The 20,498-nt window shown below is 48.7% G+C and carries 21 protein-coding genes; 4 read left to right on the top strand and 17 right to left on the bottom strand.

Annotated elements, in window-relative coordinates; translation table 11 throughout:
- Positions 1 to 137: 137 nt before the first annotated feature.
- Entirely contained in the window at positions 138 to 1,040 is a 903-nt protein-coding gene (locus tag Q3Y53_RS12555; RefSeq protein ID WP_303536631.1) for an EthD domain-containing protein, read from the top strand.
- 6 nt (positions 1,041 to 1,046) lie between these two features.
- Here the strand turns inward: Q3Y53_RS12555 and Q3Y53_RS12550 are convergent, their stop codons facing one another.
- The 11 genes from Q3Y53_RS12550 to Q3Y53_RS12500 all read right to left on the bottom strand — a co-directional run bounded on the left by Q3Y53_RS12550 (position 1,047) and on the right by Q3Y53_RS12500 (position 13,623).
- Positions 1,047 to 2,699, bottom strand: a complete 1,653-nt coding sequence (locus tag Q3Y53_RS12550; protein ID WP_303536628.1) for an alpha-amylase — start codon at positions 2,697 to 2,699, stop codon at positions 1,047 to 1,049.
- Between the two features lie 508 nt (positions 2,700 to 3,207).
- Positions 3,208 to 5,238, bottom strand: a complete 2,031-nt coding sequence (locus Q3Y53_RS12545) for a PP2C family protein-serine/threonine phosphatase (RefSeq protein ID WP_303536626.1) — start codon at positions 5,236 to 5,238, stop codon at positions 3,208 to 3,210.
- Positions 5,239 to 5,396: 158 nt separating this feature from the next.
- Positions 5,397 to 5,960, bottom strand: coding sequence for a hypothetical protein (locus Q3Y53_RS12540; protein ID WP_303536623.1), 564 nt, complete (start codon positions 5,958 to 5,960; stop codon positions 5,397 to 5,399).
- Between the two features lie 36 nt (positions 5,961 to 5,996).
- Positions 5,997 to 6,356: a carboxymuconolactone decarboxylase family protein gene (locus tag Q3Y53_RS12535; RefSeq protein ID WP_303536620.1), complete on the bottom strand. Its 360-nt coding sequence runs from the start codon at positions 6,354 to 6,356 to the stop codon at positions 5,997 to 5,999.
- A 36-nt stretch (positions 6,357 to 6,392) separates the two neighbouring features.
- The gene (locus Q3Y53_RS12530; RefSeq protein ID WP_303536618.1) at positions 6,393 to 6,851 is read right to left on the bottom strand and encodes an ATP-binding protein; all 459 of its coding nucleotides are present in this window, start codon (positions 6,849 to 6,851) and stop codon (positions 6,393 to 6,395) included.
- Positions 6,852 to 6,853: 2 nt separating this feature from the next.
- Positions 6,854 to 7,177 carry an anti-sigma factor antagonist gene (locus Q3Y53_RS12525; RefSeq protein ID WP_303536616.1) on the bottom strand — a complete coding sequence of 108 codons (324 nt, stop codon included), beginning with the start codon at positions 7,175 to 7,177 and terminating at the stop codon, positions 6,854 to 6,856.
- Positions 7,178 to 7,197: 20 nt separating this feature from the next.
- Complete coding sequence (gene glgX, locus Q3Y53_RS12520; RefSeq protein WP_303536613.1) at positions 7,198 to 9,303, bottom strand: glycogen debranching protein GlgX; 2,106 nt, start codon at positions 9,301 to 9,303, stop codon at positions 7,198 to 7,200.
- A gap of 5 nt (positions 9,304 to 9,308) precedes the next feature.
- Positions 9,309 to 9,629: an STAS domain-containing protein gene (locus tag Q3Y53_RS12515; protein ID WP_303536609.1), complete on the bottom strand. Its 321-nt coding sequence runs from the start codon at positions 9,627 to 9,629 to the stop codon at positions 9,309 to 9,311.
- 3 nt (positions 9,630 to 9,632) lie between these two features.
- Positions 9,633 to 11,456, bottom strand: coding sequence for an AGE family epimerase/isomerase (locus tag Q3Y53_RS12510; protein ID WP_303536606.1), 1,824 nt, complete (start codon positions 11,454 to 11,456; stop codon positions 9,633 to 9,635).
- Between the two features lie 38 nt (positions 11,457 to 11,494).
- Positions 11,495 to 12,076, bottom strand: coding sequence for a DJ-1/PfpI family protein (locus tag Q3Y53_RS12505; RefSeq protein WP_303536603.1), 582 nt, complete (start codon positions 12,074 to 12,076; stop codon positions 11,495 to 11,497).
- Positions 12,077 to 12,435: 359 nt separating this feature from the next.
- Positions 12,436 to 13,623 carry an ABC transporter ATP-binding protein gene (locus Q3Y53_RS12500; RefSeq protein WP_303536600.1) on the bottom strand — a complete coding sequence of 396 codons (1,188 nt, stop codon included), beginning with the start codon at positions 13,621 to 13,623 and terminating at the stop codon, positions 12,436 to 12,438.
- Between the two features lie 58 nt (positions 13,624 to 13,681).
- Here Q3Y53_RS12500 and cgtA point away from each other — a divergent pair, with 58 nt between their 5' ends.
- Complete coding sequence (cgtA, locus tag Q3Y53_RS12495) at positions 13,682 to 14,671, top strand: Obg family GTPase CgtA (protein WP_303536598.1); 990 nt, start codon at positions 13,682 to 13,684, stop codon at positions 14,669 to 14,671.
- Positions 14,672 to 14,763: 92 nt separating this feature from the next.
- Positions 14,764 to 14,946 carry a hypothetical protein gene (locus Q3Y53_RS12490; protein ID WP_226426137.1) on the top strand — a complete coding sequence of 61 codons (183 nt, stop codon included), beginning with the start codon at positions 14,764 to 14,766 and terminating at the stop codon, positions 14,944 to 14,946.
- Between the two features lie 30 nt (positions 14,947 to 14,976).
- Here the strand turns inward: Q3Y53_RS12490 and Q3Y53_RS12485 are convergent, their stop codons facing one another.
- From Q3Y53_RS12485 to Q3Y53_RS12470, 4 genes are all read right to left on the bottom strand, one after another.
- The gene (locus Q3Y53_RS12485; protein WP_226415295.1) at positions 14,977 to 15,195 is read right to left on the bottom strand and encodes a CP12 domain-containing protein; all 219 of its coding nucleotides are present in this window, start codon (positions 15,193 to 15,195) and stop codon (positions 14,977 to 14,979) included.
- 138 nt (positions 15,196 to 15,333) lie between these two features.
- Positions 15,334 to 17,235, bottom strand: a complete 1,902-nt coding sequence (locus tag Q3Y53_RS12480; RefSeq protein ID WP_303536592.1) for an ABC-F family ATP-binding cassette domain-containing protein — start codon at positions 17,233 to 17,235, stop codon at positions 15,334 to 15,336.
- The gene (locus Q3Y53_RS12475) at positions 17,232 to 17,870 is read right to left on the bottom strand and encodes a DUF2301 domain-containing membrane protein (RefSeq protein WP_226426139.1); all 639 of its coding nucleotides are present in this window, start codon (positions 17,868 to 17,870) and stop codon (positions 17,232 to 17,234) included. The genes Q3Y53_RS12480 and Q3Y53_RS12475 overlap by 4 nt, the downstream gene beginning before the upstream one ends.
- Complete coding sequence (locus Q3Y53_RS12470) at positions 17,867 to 18,841, bottom strand: glutathione S-transferase C-terminal domain-containing protein (RefSeq protein WP_303536588.1); 975 nt, start codon at positions 18,839 to 18,841, stop codon at positions 17,867 to 17,869. Before Q3Y53_RS12470 ends, Q3Y53_RS12475 begins: the two co-directional genes overlap by 4 nt.
- Before the next feature lie 70 nt (positions 18,842 to 18,911).
- Here Q3Y53_RS12470 and Q3Y53_RS12465 point away from each other — a divergent pair, with 70 nt between their 5' ends.
- The gene (locus tag Q3Y53_RS12465; protein ID WP_303536586.1) at positions 18,912 to 19,826 is read left to right on the top strand and encodes an aspartoacylase; all 915 of its coding nucleotides are present in this window, start codon (positions 18,912 to 18,914) and stop codon (positions 19,824 to 19,826) included.
- Here the strand turns inward: Q3Y53_RS12465 and Q3Y53_RS12460 are convergent.
- Positions 19,823 to 20,155 (bottom strand): hypothetical protein, encoded by a 333-nt coding sequence (locus Q3Y53_RS12460; RefSeq protein WP_226426141.1) that lies wholly within the window; start codon positions 20,153 to 20,155, stop codon positions 19,823 to 19,825. The two genes, Q3Y53_RS12465 and Q3Y53_RS12460, sit on opposite strands and share 4 nt — an antisense overlap.
- Before the next feature lie 36 nt (positions 20,156 to 20,191).
- Positions 20,192 to 20,329 (bottom strand): hypothetical protein, encoded by a 138-nt coding sequence (locus tag Q3Y53_RS12455; protein WP_226426142.1) that lies wholly within the window; start codon positions 20,327 to 20,329, stop codon positions 20,192 to 20,194.
- Between the last annotated feature and the right edge of the window lie 169 nt (positions 20,330 to 20,498).

Here is a 20,498-nt window from a genome sequence, read left to right as displayed (position 1 = left end):
TTTTAATCAAGATTGTATTCTTATTCTATTTAGGCATTTCCTTGTGTCCTTAATTTGTTTTTAATCGCGCATATTATGTTTGGGGTTGATCGCTTTCTTGGGATTCGCATAAGATGTGGGTGCAATGAACCCTCGAAATGGCAAGCTTCGCTGACCCTCGTGATGAAGTAGTGTTCTACGTTCCTTTGTGGAAACGTAATGGTATCAGTATCGCCCAGTTTGACGACTACTGGCGTGATGTTCATGGTCCTGTCTGCGCACGTTTGCCAGGACAAATGGAATACTGGCAGTATCATCTCTCTGCCTATGAAGGTGGAATCTTTCCTGAAATCAAGAACATAGTTGTTAATGATTCTCCAGAAGATCAATTCCTTGGTATTGCTGAACTGACCTTCTCAAGTGTAGAAGATCGCACATCTTGGTTTACTGCCTCCGCGATTTTGATGGACGATGAGCATAATATTTTTAGTAAGGCAATTGGCTATACCACTTCCTTAGGTAATACTCGCACAGTTTTAAGCAAATTGCCTGACCCATACCCGAATGGCCCTATCTCTGCTATTCGATATCATGTTATGGTTCGCAAGCATGATGAAGTTTCAGTAAATGATTTCCGTGAATATTTCATCCATACCTTGATGCATTCATTTGGACGTTGTGACGAGGTTTTGCAGCTGAGGTATCATGTCTTCGATGAGATTGATACATCACGACCTGACGCTCAAGGTGTAGAGCATGTCGAAAAGCAAGGTAAAGACTACAATGCTGCTTTTGAAATCACTTTCAGCAATGGTTTAGATCGTGAGCGCTTTTTTGCCTCAGATCAGTACATTAAGGCCATGTCTGATGGTGGATGCATTATACAGATGATCAAACCTTGTCTAGAGCGATTTGCTTCCACATTTGTTTGTGATCATCAAATGACCTTGGCTGGTCAGCGTGGTTCATCTACTGCGCAACTTATTACTGATCTGGGAGCCACCAATCAAATCCGTGATGATATTAAAAACCTTATGTTGACTAATCAACTCTCGGAGTGATCCTTGTTAAAGCACTTTTACTTGACTTTCATGTAGTTTAAGTGCTTCTACTTCAACCCAGACAGACACAGAACCGCCTTCGCATCTGAAACTTGCTGAGCCATTTTCATCAGTAGTGATGATCTCTGAGCAATGTTCAGTTAAATCGACGTAGGTGGTCTGTGGTTTTGTTGTCTGCATTATTTTTTCACCTCCTGGCCCATCACTCATTAGTACAGCCAAACCATAGGGATGAAGTTCTGTTCCTAATCTTGTCCATCCAATAATATCCTGAGAATCAAAGTAGTCATATTGCTCTCCATAGGCAAAGTATTTTCTTGCCATTAATAAGCGATCAATAATGGAACGATGGCTTTTAATATTTATGTCATGAAGATTCCCATCTCCTCCATAATCTGAGTAGTTCGCACCATAATAATCAGGATAGAAGATACAGGGATATCCTTCAGCTCTCAACAATATAATTGAATAAGCCAACGGTTTAAACCAGTCCGCAACGGGTGATTCCAATGCTTGCATTGGTTGTGTGTCATGGTTTTCAACCAATGTAACTGCTAATAGAGGAGCTTCTCGAACAAGTGTTCCATTTAGAATAGACCCCATATCAAAGTATCCTCCAGATTCACTAGCTTTGTGAAAATTAAAATGCAATGGTGCGTCAAACAATGACATTTGACCGCCAGTTCTAGATGCATAATTGCATAGAATATTTATGTCATAACTCCAGAATTCTCCAACAACAAACACATCTCGTCCCGCATATTGTTCAATATGCTTAATCCAATCTACGAAGAAGTCACTATTGATATGTTTGATGGCATCCAATCGGAAGCCTTTGGCCCCCGTGGTGTCGAGCATCCATTCACCCCATTTTTTTAGTTCATTTTTTACTTCGGGATGATCAAGGTCTAAATCGCATCCCATCAAGAAGTCATAGTTGCCTCTCTCTCCATCGACGTTTTTTTCGAGCGGTTTATCTTTTACTTGCCACACGGCTCTTGTCCCTGGTTCGAGACTGTTGTAATCAACAGAATCAAAATGTTGCCATCCCCATTTCATCTCGGAATATTGATTCTCCCGACCCGGAAATGTGAAGTTTGTCCAAGCACTGACTTTTCTCGCCATTCCGAGTGCATGATTTCTGTTGTTGTCATCTAGAGGAACTGCTTCAAATTCCTCTTCTGAATCCCCTCCCATCTTGTGATTAAATACAGCATCTGCATATACTTCAATACCGTATGCTGAGCACTCGCGTACTGCATTTAGGTACTCCTCCTTAGTCCCATATTTTGTTCTCACACTCCCTTTTTGATCAAATTCTCCTAGGTCGAAGAGATCATATGTTGAGTAGCCAACGTCTTTAGCACCATTCATTCCCTTATAAGCCGGTGGCAGCCAAACTGCTGTAATTCCTGCTTTGGCTAATTTTGGTGCTTCTTCTTTTAATCTATTCCAGTGATTACCGTCTTCATCTGTATACCAATGAAACCACTGCATCATCACACCGTTAAATTCGCCAACGTTTTTTTGTGCCAATAATGTTTCCTTATTTTTGTCTAGCCATATACGCAGAACGTTTTTAATACTTTCCTCTCCAATATAATTGTTGCCTGCTCCCGTCTTCAGGCGCAGGTTCGCGTGTGGATCGTTGGCACCCATTGTAAAAGCCCTATATATTTAAATTCTAGTTCGCCTCTAGCCTCAAGCAACTTCAATTCCTAAATCATTTTGTATATATTGTGTAGTTTGATACTTACGCTTTTTGATCTCTTATTTTTCAATGTTTTTGTATTGCTACTTCCGCGCAAGCTATATCTTGTGCATCCTTGTGATTTCCTTTGCCAATTTCCATGAATTCTGCATGTGACTCGATATTAATACTTCTCGAGATTCTATTTGGAGATCCGCATCTTATTCCATACAAATTTTTTTGCTTGAATCGGTTCGCTTCAGGTGTATTCCATAGGACGCTCAATTGTCTCAGTATGCTTTAACAGTATATTTATTGGTGTAATAATGTTTTCGTGTTTTTCAATTGATAGGTTGAGCTTCATCGTGCTAATAATACGAATTGGTGCATCGTCCTTTGCTCATGAATACATCTTTGGTTTCAAACCTTATTTCATGGTCGTTATTGCTCTGGTTTCATATTATCTTCCTTTGTGAATTACATTATCACTGTAGCAATGGTGATGTCGTCAAATTGCTCTGCATCTTTCATGTGTCTTTCTAGCTCACTAACTATCTCTTCCTTTAAGGATTGAGCTGATACTTTCTTCTCCTGCATGCATCGCACAATCTCGACGAGTCTTGGATGCCCGAAGGACTCACCCTCCGGATTCCTTGCATCGACAACACCATCGCTGTATCCAACGAGTACAGAACCCTCTTCGATGAAGATGCTGTTCATGCTGTATTCAGCTCCTGTGAACAATCCGATTGCAGGTCCTGTGACTTCTAAGGATTGTTTTTCCCCTTTAGAGTTGAGAAGCACTGGTTCTTCATGTCCTGCCAACACATAATCAAGCCTTTTCGCTGGATGGCTGATACAGCCAATAAAGACAGTTGCGAACATCGTCATATCTTCATGCTCTGTACTCATATAGTCATTGACGCTGCTGATGACCTGATCTAACGGTTCAGTTTCTGATGGTTCAGCGCACCAATTTTCCGCTGAATAACGGATGAGACTTCGGAACACAGACATGAATAATGCAGCTCCAACACCCTTATCGCAAACATCGGCGACAATGATGAAGGTCTTGTTGTCAAGATCAAATGCGTCGTACCAATCGCCTCCTGCATTCAATGCCGGTCTCATAAAGAGGCTCACATCAGGTTTTTGGCCAACATCCGAGCTATCACCCAGGAATGCTTGCTGGATTTCTCCTGCTGTGTTCAATTGTTTCTGTGCGATATTATTTAGTTCTTCAATTCTGGCCTTTGCTTCATTAATTTCGTTCGTTCTTCGATTGATTTCTTTTGCAAAGTTCTTAATCTCTGTTACAGGGGATAATTCTAATGATCGATAATATTCAGACTCCTGGATCTGCATTTTTCTTCGCTTTGATTTCCCAAGTACAGTTAGAAACTCTTTCTCGATTCCGTTAGCAATTACTATGCTTAATAGAATACCCCCAATGATTGTCATATTGATAATTGGGAAGGCACGTTCAAAAAATCTTCCGCTCACCAAGAAGTCTCTTCGTGCTGGCTGAATAATCTTTATGCTCGTTCCATTTTTGTTGAAGTCTGCTACCCATATTCCTCCCAAATATCTTTTTACTCTCGCAGGTTCAATCTCTGGTTTTGGCAATAAAAGTTTCATCTCACTGTCTTTTTTTCCTGCTACTTTTGCCAATATCTTTGATATTCTTGAGCTGGAATTGGCCTTTAAGTAGTCCTTGTCTAGATTCTTGTATTTGGCTGTATTATTCATGTACAAAGCATATCCTTTGTCCGTAGATTTTTTATAATAAACTTCAGTATTTTTACTTTCGATTGCCATGTTGATCGCATAGTCTTGATATTCATTCTGCGATGTTGCTGCTTTGCTTACCAATGTTGCCATCGTATCCATTTCTTCAAAAATAGAGTTTGCTTTTATTATCATTACGCTCCCGTACAATCTATCGGCCATGAAAAGTGATATAAATACAATTACGCTATATACTGTTGTTAGTGCTAAAGCCTGCATAGATACGGTTTGCCTATTCTCGTATCTTCTATTCAGATATAAAGTGACTCCTGCATATACGATATAGGCAATTAGCGAATTTATTACTCCATTGACAACCGACTTCTGTGCCAGCAGTAAGGTAGTCTCTTCTGTCGCCTTGACAATATATGTGTAAGATAAATAGTAAAATGGTGCCCCAATCAAAGCATTGTAGATAAAATCGTAAATAAGAATTGACCCGTTTCTTAGAATCTTTTCGCCTGAGCGGCTATTCCTTATTAATGTTAAGAATATAATTTCAGTCGTAAAAGAAATGCCTGCATAGGGCGCTCCCCACATGAAGTATGTGACTACTGCTACAGGGATTGCCACAATCAAACCCCACCATCCGCGTTTCAGAAATAGGGTTGCCAAGGCAACGCTCATTCCGAACACAAATTGAATTCCCCAAAAGAGTGGGTAGTTATAAACGGTGACTAGAACAGCTATGGCCGCCAGTACAACAACCGTGAATGGCATTTGGCGAGTTATCGATTTCATCCTCATTTGATCCTATGTATATCCTCATCATAATCAGCCTTACCTCTTGTATCAGCAACCTGCATTCTTTTACACACAAGAAAGACCAGGTTGAGTAACCAACCTGGCCTCATTAGTCCCTTTTTTGGTGTAGGGGTTTAAGTGTTGATTAGTTTAAGCAACTGTTCTGAGGCGAACACATCTCTAGTAAAAGTGAGCTGTTCACTCTTGTAATAGCAACCACCTCGATGTCCACGTCGTACCCAACAGACGCTTCCTTTTGCGATTTGCTCACCCGTGATGTCGTCAAAGCAAATCCATTCAAAATGTGTAAATTCACCCCAGAATTGTACAATTGGCCAAGTCATGGTAACTCCAGGCTGGGCAATAATCGCCCACCAATGCTTCTCCCTTTCTGCCTGTTGTTTGATGCCAAAGTACGGGCCATCCTGGCAGTGATAAACAAGGTCTGGCCGATACTCCTTGGTTAATAAGTCCCCACGACCTTGACGCAGAGCCTCACAGTGGGTTGGCCAAAACTCACGGTTTTCGGCTTCGATTTGTTCGAGCGTGTAATCAGGACCGATCACTGGCAGCTCAGCTTCTTGTAACTCTCCGATCTCTTTGGATCGTTGAATAAGTTTTGCTTTTAGTTCATCATTCACAAGTCCCGGTCGTGAGTAATCAGCGATGAGGTCCTTGTAGTAGTTTTGACGTGTCATGTTCGACAGAAGTTTTAGGTTGAATGATGCTGTCTTTTAGAGCTTAGCTTTGAATTCGTTGAACTTCGCGAAGGCACCTGCTGCCTTGTTGAATCCACAATAAGCGCAGGTGAACATAAGCAGTTCTTCGATTTCTTCCAATGTAGCTCCTTGTTTCATCGCCATCGAAATGTGCGTTTCAAATGGTGTTCCTGACCCTATGGATTGATTGGCTACGTCTAAAGCGATCGTCAACAAGCATTTGGTTTTTTGCGAAATATTGGGTTTCCCCCAAACTTCACCGCACACTCGGATGCACAAGTCACCAAAGCTTTGATTGAGACTTAAGAGCCCCTCTTTCAGCTCAGTATCATCGATTACAGCATTCAATGCTGTTTCTCTTGATGGTTCTGTCATTTGTGGTTGTTGTGTTTAGTGTAGGATACCTTATTTTTAATTTATTTGCATGCTCAATTGATTTGCATTTAAGCCGTTAATGTATCCATAGGATGCCAAGTCAACAGATTGCTTTATCAGAAATATTCCTAATCCCCCAATTTCTCGTTCGCTTATTTCTTGATCAATATCTACGGTACTTTCCTTGTTAAATCCTGGGTCGTATGGTATTCCATTGTCTTCTGTTTGCAATATAAATAGCTTTTCTCCGTCGTGATTTGAGACTGCGCAGTAAACTTTTAGTATTACTACATGTTCCACATTGTTTTCTCCTGCCGCTCTGATTATGTTCGATATCAGCTCTTCATACGCAAGTTTTAACTTATATGCTTTTTCAGCATTTTTCAGGCCACTCATGACTGCTGTCCCGGCATTCTCGATGAACAAATCCCAGTTGTCCATCGAAGCTTCTTCTTCGACCAGCAGTAATTTATTTTCGGCTGGGATTAACGACATCGTTAAATCTCATCTTCACTTTTCGCAAAAACCACAGCCTGCGATAAACCTGTTTTCTTGACTGTGTCCACAATGAGCTCAGATGCCCCGATCAAATACAAACGTCCTGAGTGAGGCATTTTCTGTTTTGCGAAGACGATGGCTCGAAGCCCAGCACTGCTCATAAATGGGACTTCGCTCAGATTTAATCTCAGCTCAGATAATTCTTTGAGGTCTAGAGCAGTTAACTCCTTAAGCAAATCTGGAGCAGTCTTGGTGTCTACGTCCCCTGAAATGTTTAGGGTAACGATGCTTTCTGCTTGTGTGACTTTGATTGAGAGTGGCATGTTAGATGTTTGAATTTGATTTACGTCTCGCGTGGAGACGCAGTGAAAATGACCATTGATCGTTCCCCAACCAATATACCCGCTTCTTTAAATACGTTGGGCTCTTTAAGATATGGTTCAGCTTGATTGCCGGTATTAAAGCAAATATTCCATTCAAATATTTCAGGCAATCGTGGCAGTTCAAACCAAGTTGCGTAATGGGCTGAATTGGCTGCTATGTAAACCGTGTCTGGCTTGTTGTTTTCTTGTTGACTGCTCATCAACCAACCTAGCTGCCTCGATTCTGAACTCCAATCAACACTCCAGGGTGTTGTTCCATGGAAGCTACAGCTTGGGAGCACTTCACTTCCTGCATGATCAAATCGATTAACGCGTAAGCACGGATGTTGATGTCTAAACTGTATCACTGCTTTTGTAAATTCAAATAGGGTTCTATTGCTGTTTAGCAGTGTCCAGTCAACCCATGATATCGGTGAGTCAATGCAGTAAGCGTTGTTATTCCCGTGCTGTGATCTCCCAAATTCATCTCCCATTAGTAACATTGGTGTTCCTCTACTTGTCATGAGTAGAGCCACTGCATTCATTGCTTGTTTCGTTCTCAGACTGAGGATGTCTGGATTATCTGTCCATCCTTCTGCGCCGCAATTCCAGCTGTGGTTATCGTCACCACCATCCCTATTAAATTCTCCATTTGCTTCATTATGTTTTTGATTGTATGACACAAGGTCTGTCAGTGTAAATCCATCATGGCAGGTTATGAAATTGATTGATGTTGCCTGTGACCGACCATTCCATTGATACAGGTCTGGTGAACCTTGTATTCTTTGAGCCAATTCACCAACTTGTCCTTCATCACCCTTCAGAAAACGTCTTGCTGTGTCTCTATATTTTCCATTCCATTCTGACCAGCGTCCAAAAGCGGGGAAGGTACCAACTTGATACAAACCACCAGCATCCCATGCTTCTGCAATCAGTTTGCAAGAGGATAAAATTGGGTCAAAAGCTAGTGATTCAAGTAGTGGAGGATTACTGAGTGGGGCTCCCCACGGATCTCTTCCCAGTATGCTCGCGAGATCAAATCTAAACCCGTCGATGTGATATTCACTTGCCCAGTATCGCAAACAATCCAAAACCAGATTCCTAACAATTGGGTTATTACAGTTCAGCGTGTTACCAGTTCCACTGAAGTTGTAATAGTATCCTTCTGGCGTTAACATATAATATATTTTATTGTCTAATCCCTTGAACGAGATCGAGGGTCCGTGTTCATTCCCTTCTGCTGTGTGGTTGAACACAACATCAAGTATCACTTCTATCCCTGCACGATGTAATTCCTTGATCAGTTGTTTGAATTCATCGACTTGCATCCCGTATTTTCCTGTGGATGCGAAGCCCGCCTTAGGGGCAAAAAAAGCTACGGTGCTGTATCCCCAATAGTTATAAAGCCTTTCTCCAGTATCCGGATGGATTCTTGAATTTTCAAATTCATCAAATTCAAACACTGGCATCAATTCGACAGCATTGATGCCCAACTCTTTTAGATAGGGTATTTTTTCTACAATTCCAGCGTACGTTCCTTTAAACTTTACGTTTGAAGATTCACTCTGGGTAAATGATCGCACATGCATCTCGTATATCACGAGATCTTCGTCTTTCAACTCAAGTGGTGAATCTCCTTCCCAGTCAAAGTCATCAAACGATATCCTTGATCGGTGCTGATATTGTATTTCCCAGTTTGGTTCTTCACCCCATTCTTCTCTTCCCGATGTTGTTCTAGCATAGGGATCCATGAGAATATTACTTCCGTCGAACCTATACCCCTGTTCAGGATCATATGGCCCTTCTATCTTGTAGCCATACTCGATGTCTTCGTAATCTAGATCAAAAACAACGATGGAGTATACGTCTCCTATTCTGTAGTGATCTGGTATCCTTATCTCTTTGATTATCTTTTTTTCCGAGCGGCTGAGTAAGACCAATTTACAAGCTGTTCCTGCCGATGTATAGACAGAAAAGTTCAAACCGCCTGGTACCGTTGATACTCCGAAAGGTAATGGTTTTCCTGGTCTTACTCTCAACCCATCAATTGTTTCGACTGGTTGATTGTCAATCCGCTCTAATTCCATGTGTTTTAAGGGAGTGATTCAATAGATTCATAAAGTTTGAAATATTGCAGGAATCCAGTGACTTTCATTGTGTCCTGAATCTCACTAGCAACTCCTATTAAAGCCAATTCAACTTTCATTGAGCTGGTTTTACGTTGCAGCGTTAAAAGTGCTCGTAATCCTGCACTGGACATAAACGGAACCATTTCCAAGTCCAGTGCAACGGCCTTGTCTTCAACCAGCTTTGTGTCGATAAAATCTCGCAGTGTTGTGACTGTTTTTGAATCAATCTCACCTGAAACTTTAATGACTTGCCAGCTACCTAGAAGTTCTTGTGTTACTTCCATTGATTATTTTGGTGCAACGGTCACTTTGACTTTCAGCCTTGAACTAGATTCCGGCAATTGTACGGTCAGACCTTCTGCATCAAAGTTTTCGTACTTCTGACCATCGATTTCACAAGAGATTATCTTGATTGAGCCCTTAGGAAGGATGTCTGGCTCGACGCGTAATTGTCTGTTTTTAAAGCCATTCGGAAGTGGTTTGAAGAAAAGATCAAGTGGGCGCTTCTTGATCATGAGATCAATGTATACCGTAGATAGGAAGCAAAGTTCTGTTGAGTGATATGCACTCATTGAATGACTTCCTTTATATCGCTCTGTCCCCATCAGATAGGGAACTCCGTTGGCCAAAACATTGAAATAGACACCCCCATCGTTGTTGTCAAGGAAAAATGCGTTGTAATAGGCCGCACTTTCATCAGAGTACTTTTTGTATTCTTTATTCTCTGGAAGGTGTCCTTGAAGGATGAGGTAAGCCAGGATTCCTTGTTCCTGCTGCCACCAAGCCTTACGGTCGTGCCATGCATACCTGTGGAATTTTTCATCCTCACCAAGCACTCTTTCAACGACGTCGTACCAGCCGAATCGTTGGTTGTCGTATCCTTTTTCAGGCATCAATGTAGCAATTTTTTCTGCAATTTGAATGTATTTATCTTTGGGCATTTCTGCATAGAAGCGCATCAGGTTCCATGCAATTTTCAGATTGTGCCCTACCACTGCTCGATTCTGTTGCCATCCCCAAGTTTGATCTTTGCTCCAATCATCAAAAAACTTTTCTTGGACAAACGGACTTTCATCGTAATTAGGGAAGTGATCCGTGATTGTGTCGAAGGTATCTTCGAGGAATTTTTTGTATCGTTCCTCTCCCGTCGCCAGGTAGAGATTGATCAAATAAGCGGGAGCATGGTCGCCTACTGAGTTCCAATTTTTCTTGGCTTTGTTTCTTCCAAGAGTTTCTTCATGGGCACTCAACGTCACAGCATGGATGTGTGAGTAATATCCCCCTTTGTCTTTATCCTTAAAGCATTCATCAAATAAATCCACAGTTTTTTCTGTGTCTTCTAAAATCGCTGGATCTCCATTTAGTCGGTAGGTTTGTACTGGGCCCGCCAGGGCGTAAATCTGTTCATATGCAGGAATGCAATCATAATCATCATCAAATTCGGAAACAAGAAGTTTTTGTTCTTCCCCGTCTTGACCAACTTTAAGCCCGTGATACCAATAGATGAGTCCTGTGTCGGTATCTACGAATTTCATTTTTTCGCTTAGATATTTTGTCCCTTTTTCGGCTGCTTCTAGGTACAAATCCTTTCCAGTCAGCATGTAAGCACATGCCATCCCGTAGACCATCCTTGAAATTGTATCTGTCTCTTGGAGGTAATCTTCGTTCTTCTTTCCACCTGTCAGACTAATAACAGTCCTGTAGTTGTGGTAATCAATTGTTTGATCTGGCGCATTGAATTGCCATTTGCAATATGAAGCTGCGATCTGATCAATTTGTTTGATCCACCAACCATGTTCATCGGCGTATCTGTAGTGATCAACACGATCACCTGCGAATACCATATAATTAATTTCAAATTTAATCTTATTCTCTGGATAATATGTGCCATAGGCAAAAATCATTTGCCCTTTTTTCAATAGGTTTCCTATGTCAGCGCTGTTCCAGCCCTCGCCCAGATTTTGGGTTCCTCTTGCATAGGTATTTCCTGTGATCTTGCATTCGTATTGTCTTCCATCTGATGTTTCTATTCCCACCAGTTTGCTTGATTCGTCGTACGAAGTGACGTATCCGGAGATCAGGTCTGAAAAGGAGAATGAAAGATTGTTCATTGTTTTGATGTTTGTTGTGTGGAAAGTATTCGACTTTTTTACAAGGTATTAATCACATCCTTGAATTTTTCTACAAATACATCAACACATCCCGGATGCTTTCCAGTGATGAGTAAGCCTTGCTGGTGAAGCTCAACGGTTTCGTTGTCTTTGATCATTATTTTCCCTCCTGCATTCTCAACATCGCATAAGATGTTGTGTGCGCAAGTAACCTCTCTCCCTTGCAGTAGTGTTTTGTCTGCACAAAATAACCATAATGAGTGGCAAATAGTACCTATCGCTATTTCGTTGTTGTCCATCATTTTTACAGCTTTCCTCAGTAGCTCAACTGCGGGGGCTTTGTTATTTTCTCCTGTCTTTGTTTCATAGCGTAGTCTGTCCATTGCATATCCCCCGATCAGTATTAGCCCTGCATATTCCGCGAGATTAACCTTGCTCACGCATGTTGTTACTTTAACCTTGCTTGTTTTATCGTTCCCTTCAAATGTCAGAGATTCGTTGCCCCAAAGATAGGAGCCGTATTCAACTTCAATTCCATTTTTTGGGAAAAATTCGTTGAAAACATTGTATTCAGTTTCGTCGTAATGTTCCTCTACTAGAACAAGGACATTTCGAGCCATCGCATTTACGGAATTTTCTTCAACCTAGCCATATGATTCTTGCTTGACCCTGTTGTATTTATTTACTTTGCATTCTTCTCTTTTTTTTTACTTTTCAACTCTTGCGAGCCTTTGTTGATGGGCTTTCTTGGCCCCTCTCTGTCGTTAAGGGGCTTAGTGTTCCGTTTCTTTGGTCTTGGAATGCTCATTTTCTTTGTGTTTGTTTTGCTCCTCACTGCATTTTTGCCTCTTTTCGGCTAAGCCTTGTTCCCACGTCTAAATTCCTACAAGTTTTTGCTTCTCATATCCAGGGTCTTTGGTTGAAAGCTGTAACTCTTGCCTGAATTCTTTTTAATTTTTCCTTCGCGAAGTATCGGCACCTACTGCTTCCGTCTTATTGCCTCCCCGTCGTTCTCAAACAATCTCCAGCCCGTTGGTTCTGTTTCTAGGTGGATTTGATCACCCGCGATTACTTGAGTCTCCGTGTCATGTCTTATTTGGATTAGGTGTTCACCATCTTTAAGTCTACACGTCACAATCTGTTCATTGCCCAGGCGCTCGCAATGGCTCACCTCGGCCTGGAGGTTTCGGTTTGTTGGTGGTGCCAGATGCCAGTGTTCAGGTCTTAACCCTGCGGTGAGATGTTGGCCTTCACGTTGAAGTAAAGGCTCGACCATTTCGCCTTCAACTTGTATCCGCTTACTTCCCAAAATGAGTGTTGCATTGGCTCCCACTGTTACGGGCAATAAGCCCATTGCCGGGCTGCCAATGAACTGGGCTACAAAGATGTTGGAAGGCCACTTGTATAACTCCATCGGTGTCCCCAGTTGTTGCAAGCGTCCTTGGTTCAACACCGCGATGCGATCACCCATGGTCATTGCTTCCACTTGATCATGGGTGACATAAACCGTTGTTGTGCCCAGTTCTCGCTGCAGCTCGACGATTCTTTGGCGCGTGCTCGTTCTGAGTTTGGCGTCGAGATTGCTCAGCGGTTCATCCATCAAGAACACCTCAGGATTTCGTGCCATGGCACGCCCTAGGGCGACCCGTTGTTTTTGTCCGCCAGACAGTTCCTTTGGCCTTCTGTCGAGCAATTCCGTTAGTTCCAGAGATCTGGCAACGGTGTTCACCCTGGCTTCGATTCGTTCTTCTCTTACCGACTTCACCCTCAGTGATTGGGGCAACGCGCGCGTGGATCGAAAGGCTTGGTCTTGGATCCGCTGGAACGTTGACCTTGCCTGGCTTCTGCGCAGTCCGAAGCTGAGGTTGTCCCGCACGCTGAGATGCGGGTAAAGCGCATAGCTCTGGAAAACCATTGCTACGTTGCGGCGCGCCGGCGGAACATTGCTGATGGGTCGGGTTCCGATTCTGATTTCGCCGTTGCTGGGATCGTCCAGACCGGCGAGCAGTCTCAGCAAGGTGCTTTTGCCGCACCCCGAGGGACCGACAAGCACCAAAAACTCGCCATCGATGATCGTCAGATTCAACTGACGAATCACCTCAACGGGATCTCCGCCGCCTCGTCCTGGGAAGGTCTTGCTGAGGTCTTCGAAATGGACGCCGGCCAACGGCAGAGCTGCAGCGGCTGAATCTTAGGGTTAAGGACTGGATTCAGCCGGAAGCACCGTGCAGTTCATCGATCAGGCACGGATCACGGTCCGAGGCGGTCGCGGCGGCGATGGCATCGCTGCATTTCGCCGTGAAAAGTATGTGCCGGCTGGAGGCCCTTCCGGAGGTGACGGCGGTTGTGGGGCTCCCGTGGTTCTGGAGGCCGATAGCAATCTGCAAACCCTTCTCGACTTCAAATACAAACGCCTGTTCGCTGCCGACGACGGGCGACGCGGTGGACCGAACAAATGCACCGGTGCATCCGGGAAAGACTTGGTGATCAAGGTTCCTTGCGGCACGGAGGTGCGCCATCTGCGCACCGGCATCCTTCTGGGCGACCTAACAGCGCCGGGGGAACGTCTCACCGTTGCCTTTGGAGGACGAGGTGGTCTGGGCAATGCCCATTACCTGAGCAACCGCAACCGCGCGCCGGAGAAATTCACCGAGGGGCGAGAGGGTGAGGAATGGCCCCTGCAGCTTGAACTCAAGTTGCTGGCTGAAGTTGGCATCATTGGTCTTCCCAATGCAGGCAAGAGCACCTTGATCGCCGTGCTGTCGGCAGCGCGGCCCAAGATTGCCGATTATCCGTTCACTACTCTGGTCCCCAACCTTGGTGTGGTGCGCCGCCCCAGTGGAGATGGAACCGTTTTCGCAGACATTCCAGGCTTGATTGAAGGGGCCGCCCAGGGTGCTGGTCTTGGCCACGACTTTCTGCGTCATATCGAACGCACCCGTTTACTGATCCACCTCGTGGACGCTGGATCCGAGGATCCCGTGGCTGACCTGAACGTCGTCCAGCAGGAGCTGGAGGCCTATGGCCATGGTCTTGTTGATCGACCACGGTTGTTGGTGATCAACAAGCAGGAGTTGTTGTTAGAGGAGGATCTCCCCACGTTGCGGCAAAATCTTGAAGCAGCGAGTGGTCGTCCCGTGCTCTGCATTTCTGCAGCGATGGGAACCAATCTCGATCAGTTGCTGTCCGAAACCTGGGCTGAGCTCGGGGTGTGAGCTGAGCTCCAGACAATCTTCATGTGATCAGCCACGTCAATGCTTGTGGGTTGATCAGGTGCGAGCCATAACGGGGATGTCTCTCCCATGACATGACCTTCTACACCTGTCTGGACAACAAGGGCGATGTGATCGCCCGGTGCCAAACGAAAGAGTCTGTTGCTGTACTTCAACGCATGGGACGTCCCATCGCTGAAGTGAAGGCGATGCGTCTCGAAGAGGCTGTCGTCTGCAGCCTGACCGGCAGCCCCTCTGACTACAACGAGGACTACTGAGCCCTCGTTGGATTTACGACGTTTGTTGATTCAGTCGTCGTAGACGCGGCACTCATCGGCATCGGGATTGGCCTCGCAATGCAGCTCCAGGGAGGTGGGGTCGTGGCTGTCGCCGGGGTGGTGTTCCTTGTATTCCTCTAGCGACTTCAGCTCATCGGTGAGGTGACGAACCTTGGCCTCGTCTCCAGCTGCCTTGGCAGCTTCGATTTCCGATTGATCCTGCTGGATGTGTTCGTCGATGGACTTCATGAATTGAGACCGTGGCCTCAAGGCACTTTACGGCGATTCATCGGTTTTGGAGTGGTGGAATCCCGCCCCATGACCATCCGACAATGTTGATCTGAAGTGGCGGTAGCCGTGGCTACAACCATGGCTCCAGATCGTTGATCAGGGCGTCAATTCGCTGAGTTCCAGCCAGCGTTCTTCGGCCTGTTCGATGCGGGAGATCAGATCAGCCAGATCAAGGCTCAGCTTGGCCATGTCAGCGCCCGCGTGGGTCATCTGTTGCTCCAGGTCCTCTTTCTTCAGCTCCAGTTCAGGCAGCTGTTGATCAAGAGCCGCAAGCTCCTTGTTTTCCTTGAAGTTTCGACGCCGAGGACCGTCGCGCTTGCTTTCGCTGCTGCGCTCTGGTTTTGGTGTGGTGGGTTTGCTCGCCTGGTTTTGGCAGCGTTCTTCCTGACGCTGCTGCTCCAGAAATGCGCTGTAGTTCCCTTCAAACCGATTGAGCCGTCCTTGGTCGAAACAGAACAGACGATCAACGGTGCGATCGAGGAAGTAGCGGTCGTGGGAAACAACGATCACGCAGCCCCGGAAGTCCTCAAGAAAGTCTTCGAGAACGCTGAGGGTTTGAACATCCAGATCGTTGGTGGGTTCGTCCAACAGCAACACGTTGGGCGCCTGGATCAGCATCCGGCAGAGGGTGAGGCGGCGGCGCTCGCCGCCGGAGAGCTTGGCCAAGGGGCTGTGCTGCTGGCCCGGTGGAAACAAAAAGCGTTCCAGAAGCTGGGATGCGGTGACCTGTTCACCCCCTAGATCGATCCGGCTGGCGGCTTCTTCCACGAACTCGATCACTTTGCGATCGAGCCCCTTGCCTTCGTTGAAGGCTTCGGTGTGCTGGTCCAGGTAGCCGATGTGAACGGTCTCTCCAAGGAGCAGGCTGCCCTGGGTGGGCTCGCGCCGTCCGGCGATGAGATCAAGCAGGGTGGATTTGCCGCTGCCGTTGGGGCCGATGATGCCGATTCGGTCTTCGGGGCTGAAGCTGTAGCTGAAGCCATCGAGGAGTGGGCGACCACCCTGGTTGCCATCGGCTGTGACGCCAACGGCTTCGGCTTCGATCACCTGTTTGCCGATGCGCCGGCTGATGCCGGTCATCTCCAGCTTTGCTTTGGCCTGATTGGGTTTCTGCTCACGCATCGCTTCGATGCGTTGCAGCCGCGCCTTCTGTTTGGTGCTGCGGGCCTTGGGGCCCTGGCGCAGCCATGCCAATTCGCGGCGAAGCACGCTTTTGAATTTGGCTGCTGAGGCTGCCTCTGAGGCATCTTCTTCCGCTTTGTGCTGCAGAAAGGTGCTGTAGTTCCCTTGATAGGTGCGGGCCTGGCCTCGGTCCACCTCCACCATCCGCCGCGTCACCCGATCGAGCACGTAGCGGTCATGGGTGACCAGCACCAGAGCACCGGGATAGCGATCCAGCCAGCTCTGCAGCCATTCCACAGCAGCGGCATCGAGATGGTTGGTGGGCTCATCCAGCAGCAGCACATCGGGGCAAGCCACCAGGGCTGATGCCAGACCCACCCGTTTGCGGTAACCGCCGGAAAGGTCGTCGACCGGGCGCTGGAGATCGCTGATGCCCAATTTCTGCAGCACTTCTCGGCATTGCTGCTCCAGGCTCCAGGCGTCCTCTTCATCCATGCGTTGGCTGAGCTGACCCAGCTCCGCCATCAGCGCTTCATTGCTGGGGTCTGCGGCAATGGCGTCGCTGAGAGCGCTGAAGCGCACCAGCAGATCCCGTTTGGTGCCACAGCCCTCCAGCACCTGTTCCATCACCGTGAGCCCCGGTGTAATTCGGCTCTCCTGACCCACCAGCTCCACCCGCAGCCGGGGAGAACAGCGGCGTTCTCCCTCACCGAGGGGTTCCTTCCCCGCCAGAACTTTCAACAGCGTTGATTTGCCGGCGCCATTGGGGCCGATCAGGCCCAGCCGCTCGCCATCCCCGATGTGGAGGTCGAGATCGGAAAAGAGGGTGCGGATGCCGAAATCCTTGGCCGCACCCACCAGGCTGATCAGACTCACGGTGTGCCAGCGGGCAGTTGACCGTCCAGATAAGCAAACACGCTCTTGTCGCCCACATCCGCTGCCGCATCCATCCCGAATTTGCGCAGGGCCAGCAGCACCAGCAGCAACGCTGCACACTCCAGGAGAGCCAGGCAGAGGGGGCCATTGATTACCCCCATCAGATGCCCTAGCAGCGCTGCAGGCAGCAGCAAGGTGAGGCCGATCGCCTCGGGTCGTTGGAAGCAGAAAAACTCCTTGAAGCCGATGCCGGCCAAGGCGGCAAACAGCGGGCCGATGGCCAGGATCCAGATCGGCTGATCCCTTAGGGCGGAGAGCGCTTCGGTGGGGCCGGCCTGCAGCAGCAGTGCCCCCCAACCGATGCAACCGCTGAGCCAGAACAATTGAAGGGCGCGGTGCAAGGGACGGAGATAAATGTGAATCCAGCGGAGCGCCAGGCCCAGGGCCGTGGCCATCGGCAGCACCCAGAGCCATGCCCAGGGGTTATCGGTTTGCCACCACTGCAGCACTCCAGCGGCCAGGCTGAGGCCGGTGATTAACAGGGCGATTCGATAGGAACGCACCTCCAGGCGATCGGCGGCGGTGATCGAGTAGGTGCCATAGACACCTTCAAAAGTTGGATCTGCGCTGGTCATCCCGACGCTGCCGTGCTGTTTACCAGTGTGCTCAGGTCGGGACCGGCTGGAACAATCCCGCCGGGATTGAGGGGGAACAAGGCACCGAAGTAATCGTGTCGCCAGGCGTTGCCGTCGCAGGTTTCCGCCACGCCCGGTAGGGCGTAAAAGCGTTGTCGCCAGGCCCAGAGTTGCGGGTAGTGCCAGAGCGGGTGCCGACTGCAGCCGAACAGTGGGGCATAGACCAGCTCCCATCGGATCAAGGTGGGGAACAGCCGCACGTCAGCCAGGGTCAGTGTTGTGCCGCACAGCCATGGACCATTGGTTGCGAGGCTTTGCTCCACCGCATCGAGGGCGGCAAAGAGATCGGCTTCAGCGCGGTCGTAGGCCGCTTGGTTGCGGGCGAAACCGCAGCGGTAAACCCCATCGTTGATGGCCGGTTGCAGCAGCTGCTGCCAGGCCTGGATCTTGTCGGTTGATTCCGCCGGTGCCAGGTCAACAACCCCGTCTTGATGGGGCCAGCGGTTTAACAGGTCCACCAGTGGAGCACTGTCATTGCCCAGCAGGGTGTGGTTTTTGGGATCCACCAGCACAGGCACGGTGGCCCGGTAGCTAGGGGGGGCGCCGCAGTGCTGATACAACTCCAGCAACGTTGCGCACCCCTCCCAGGCTGGATTGAGGGCCCAGCGTCCAGCGTTGTGATCCGCCTGTGCCATCAGGAGGCTGACGCTGTCGTGCAGATGGCGCAGCTGATGCACCAGCCAGGTGCGATGGGCCCAAGGGCAACTGCGCCCGATCACCAGCAGCGGCCGTTGGCCGGCGCTGCGCTGGAGCAGGTCCGCGGGGTTCAAGGCCGGCGGGGTGAGCGGATCGCTGCTTGGTCGGATGTAATTGCCGGCCGCATCGGCTGGGCCCAGCCCACCCATGAGCCGTTGCCATTGCCATCGCCAGCTGCGACGGGCGGCCGTGACCACGACAGGTGGGATCGACATGGCGCGGTTTGGATCGCTTTCATCCTCGCTGTGACTCGTGCTTCAGTCAGAACTTGGTTCGCTGTGGTTCATGAGCAGCTGTGGCGTTCTTGTGGTGGCCGGCACCCACGGGAATGAGGTCAATGCCCCTTGGTTGCTGCAGCAGTGGCATGCCAACCCTGATCTGATTGACGCTGCAGGTTTGGTGGTGCAGCGGGTGATCGGCAACCCGGAAGCGCTGCGCCGCCGCTGCCGTTACGTCGATCGTGACCTCAACCGCTGCTTCCTCCCGGAACAGTTGCAGCAGGGGGCCTCCGGCTTGGAGTTCCAGCGTGCTGGGGAACTCCTGCACTTGCACGGCCCCAGCGGCGAGCAGCCCTGCGTTGTAGCCGTTGATCTGCACAGCACCACAGCGGCCATGGGCAATTCCTTGGTGGTGTATGGCCGGCGCCCCGCTGATCTCGCCCTCGCGGCTTTGGTGCAGGGGGCTCTTGGCCTGCCGATTTATCTGCACGAAGCCGATGCTCAGCAGACCGGCTTTCTCGTGGAATCCTGGCCCTGCGGACTGGTGATCGAGGTTGGCCCTGTGCCGCAAGGTCTGCTCAATGCCCGGGTCGTTGAACAGACCCGTCTTGGCTTGGAAACGTGCCTTAGGGCCGTGGATCAGGCACGTCAGGGGTTGGCCCGGCTGCCGGACGCTCTGGTGGTGCATCGCCACTTGGGGAGTCGCGATCTCCCGAAGTCGGAGAAAGGAGAGCCGCAGGCCCTGGTTCATCCCGAACTACAGGGGCGCGATTGGCAGGACATCGCCTCAACTCAGCCCATGTTCCGGGCTGCGGATGGGACCGATTGTGGTGAGGGGTGGGTTGAAGGGGAGATTCCGGTGTTTGTGAACGAAGCGGCCTATGCGGAGAAAAGCATCGCTTTTTCCCTCACGCGCCGGGAGGTGTGGCCTGTGGAGCCCACCTGGCTGCCGGCCTTGAAGCAGCTGCTCTCTGCGGCTTAACCGCAGGCCCAAACACCTTTGCCCTCTTCAGAGCAGATCAGATTGCTCGTCTGACCATCCGCCCAATACATCCGCAATCGATCGTCCTCGGTGCCGATCCGCAGGGTGAGGGATCGCAGCGGGCCGGCTGGTGTCTTGCTGTCGGCATCGCCGGCGGGTGACTTGAGTTCTTGCAGCTCTTGCTCCAGCTGATTGATCCGTCGTTCCAGCTGTTTGATCGAAGCTCTCGTGTTGGCGTTTGGCTTGTCGCCACTGGAGGACACCAGTCCACAGCTGGTGAGGCCAACCGAGGTCACCAGAAGACAAAGCAGAGGAATCAAACGCTGCATGGGCCTGTCCCGATTGGCCCCAGCCTCTCAGCAGAACTAGCGTTGGGCCAGACGTTCACTCCAATACACGGTGGCACCTTGAGCCTCCAGCTCCAGTCGCCTGTAACGGGCCTGGGTCAGAGGAACGGTTTCCTCCAAGCGATGGCCGGCTTGCATCCAGCGGATCAGAACCAAAAAGCGCCCCAGTGAGTCTCATGAATCTTAAGTCTTTCGGAAGCCTCGCTTTTCTGCCCTGAGGCCCATAAGCGTTGGTTTCGCAATCTCTGGACACACAGCGCAAACTTCCTTTACACTCCCCAGCAGGCAGGGCTTTCCTGCCCTTCCTTAAACCGTTCCTTCGGGA

Origin of the sequence: Synechococcus sp. YX-04-1 (assembly GCF_030546365.1) — a bacterium.
In the GTDB taxonomy this organism is placed as follows: domain Bacteria; phylum Cyanobacteriota; class Cyanobacteriia; order PCC-6307; family Cyanobiaceae; genus Parasynechococcus.
Note: the sequence above shows the minus strand (reverse complement) of the source record. Positions and strands in the feature narration are given on the sequence as shown.

Excerpts from the sequence above, each read along its gene's own strand:
- Q3Y53_RS12550 (WP_303536628.1), bottom strand. The coding sequence starts at position 2,699 with ATGGGTGCCAACGATCCACACGCGAACCTGCGCCTGAAGACGGGAGCA.
- Q3Y53_RS12470 (WP_303536588.1), bottom strand. The coding sequence starts at position 18,841 with ATGTCGATCCCACCTGTCGTGGTCACGGCCGCCCGTCGCAGCTGGCGA.
- Q3Y53_RS12490 (WP_226426137.1), top strand. The coding sequence starts at position 14,764 with ATGACCTTCTACACCTGTCTGGACAACAAGGGCGATGTGATCGCCCGG.
- Q3Y53_RS12465 (WP_303536586.1), top strand. The coding sequence starts at position 18,912 with ATGAGCAGCTGTGGCGTTCTTGTGGTGGCCGGCACCCACGGGAATGAG.
- Q3Y53_RS12515 (WP_303536609.1), bottom strand. The coding sequence starts at position 9,629 with ATGGAAGTAACACAAGAACTTCTAGGTAGCTGGCAAGTCATTAAAGTT.
- Q3Y53_RS12545 (WP_303536626.1), bottom strand. The coding sequence starts at position 5,238 with ATGCCATTCACGGTTGTTGTACTGGCGGCCATAGCTGTTCTAGTCACC.
- Q3Y53_RS12555 (WP_303536631.1), top strand. The coding sequence starts at position 138 with ATGGCAAGCTTCGCTGACCCTCGTGATGAAGTAGTGTTCTACGTTCCT.
- Q3Y53_RS12505 (WP_303536603.1), bottom strand. The coding sequence starts at position 12,076 with ATGGCTCGAAATGTCCTTGTTCTAGTAGAGGAACATTACGACGAAACT.
- Q3Y53_RS12525 (WP_303536616.1), bottom strand. The coding sequence starts at position 7,177 with ATGCCACTCTCAATCAAAGTCACACAAGCAGAAAGCATCGTTACCCTA.
- Q3Y53_RS12460 (WP_226426141.1), bottom strand. The coding sequence starts at position 20,155 with ATGCAGCGTTTGATTCCTCTGCTTTGTCTTCTGGTGACCTCGGTTGGC.
- Q3Y53_RS12475 (WP_226426139.1), bottom strand. The coding sequence starts at position 17,870 with ATGACCAGCGCAGATCCAACTTTTGAAGGTGTCTATGGCACCTACTCG.
- Q3Y53_RS12530 (WP_303536618.1), bottom strand. The coding sequence starts at position 6,851 with ATGTCGTTAATCCCAGCCGAAAATAAATTACTGCTGGTCGAAGAAGAA.
- Q3Y53_RS12535 (WP_303536620.1), bottom strand. The coding sequence starts at position 6,356 with ATGACAGAACCATCAAGAGAAACAGCATTGAATGCTGTAATCGATGAT.
- glgX (WP_303536613.1), bottom strand. The coding sequence starts at position 9,303 with ATGGAATTAGAGCGGATTGACAATCAACCAGTCGAAACAATTGATGGG.
- Q3Y53_RS12540 (WP_303536623.1), bottom strand. The coding sequence starts at position 5,960 with ATGACACGTCAAAACTACTACAAGGACCTCATCGCTGATTACTCACGA.
- Q3Y53_RS12485 (WP_226415295.1), bottom strand. The coding sequence starts at position 15,195 with ATGAAGTCCATCGACGAACACATCCAGCAGGATCAATCGGAAATCGAA.
- Q3Y53_RS12510 (WP_303536606.1), bottom strand. The coding sequence starts at position 11,456 with ATGAACAATCTTTCATTCTCCTTTTCAGACCTGATCTCCGGATACGTC.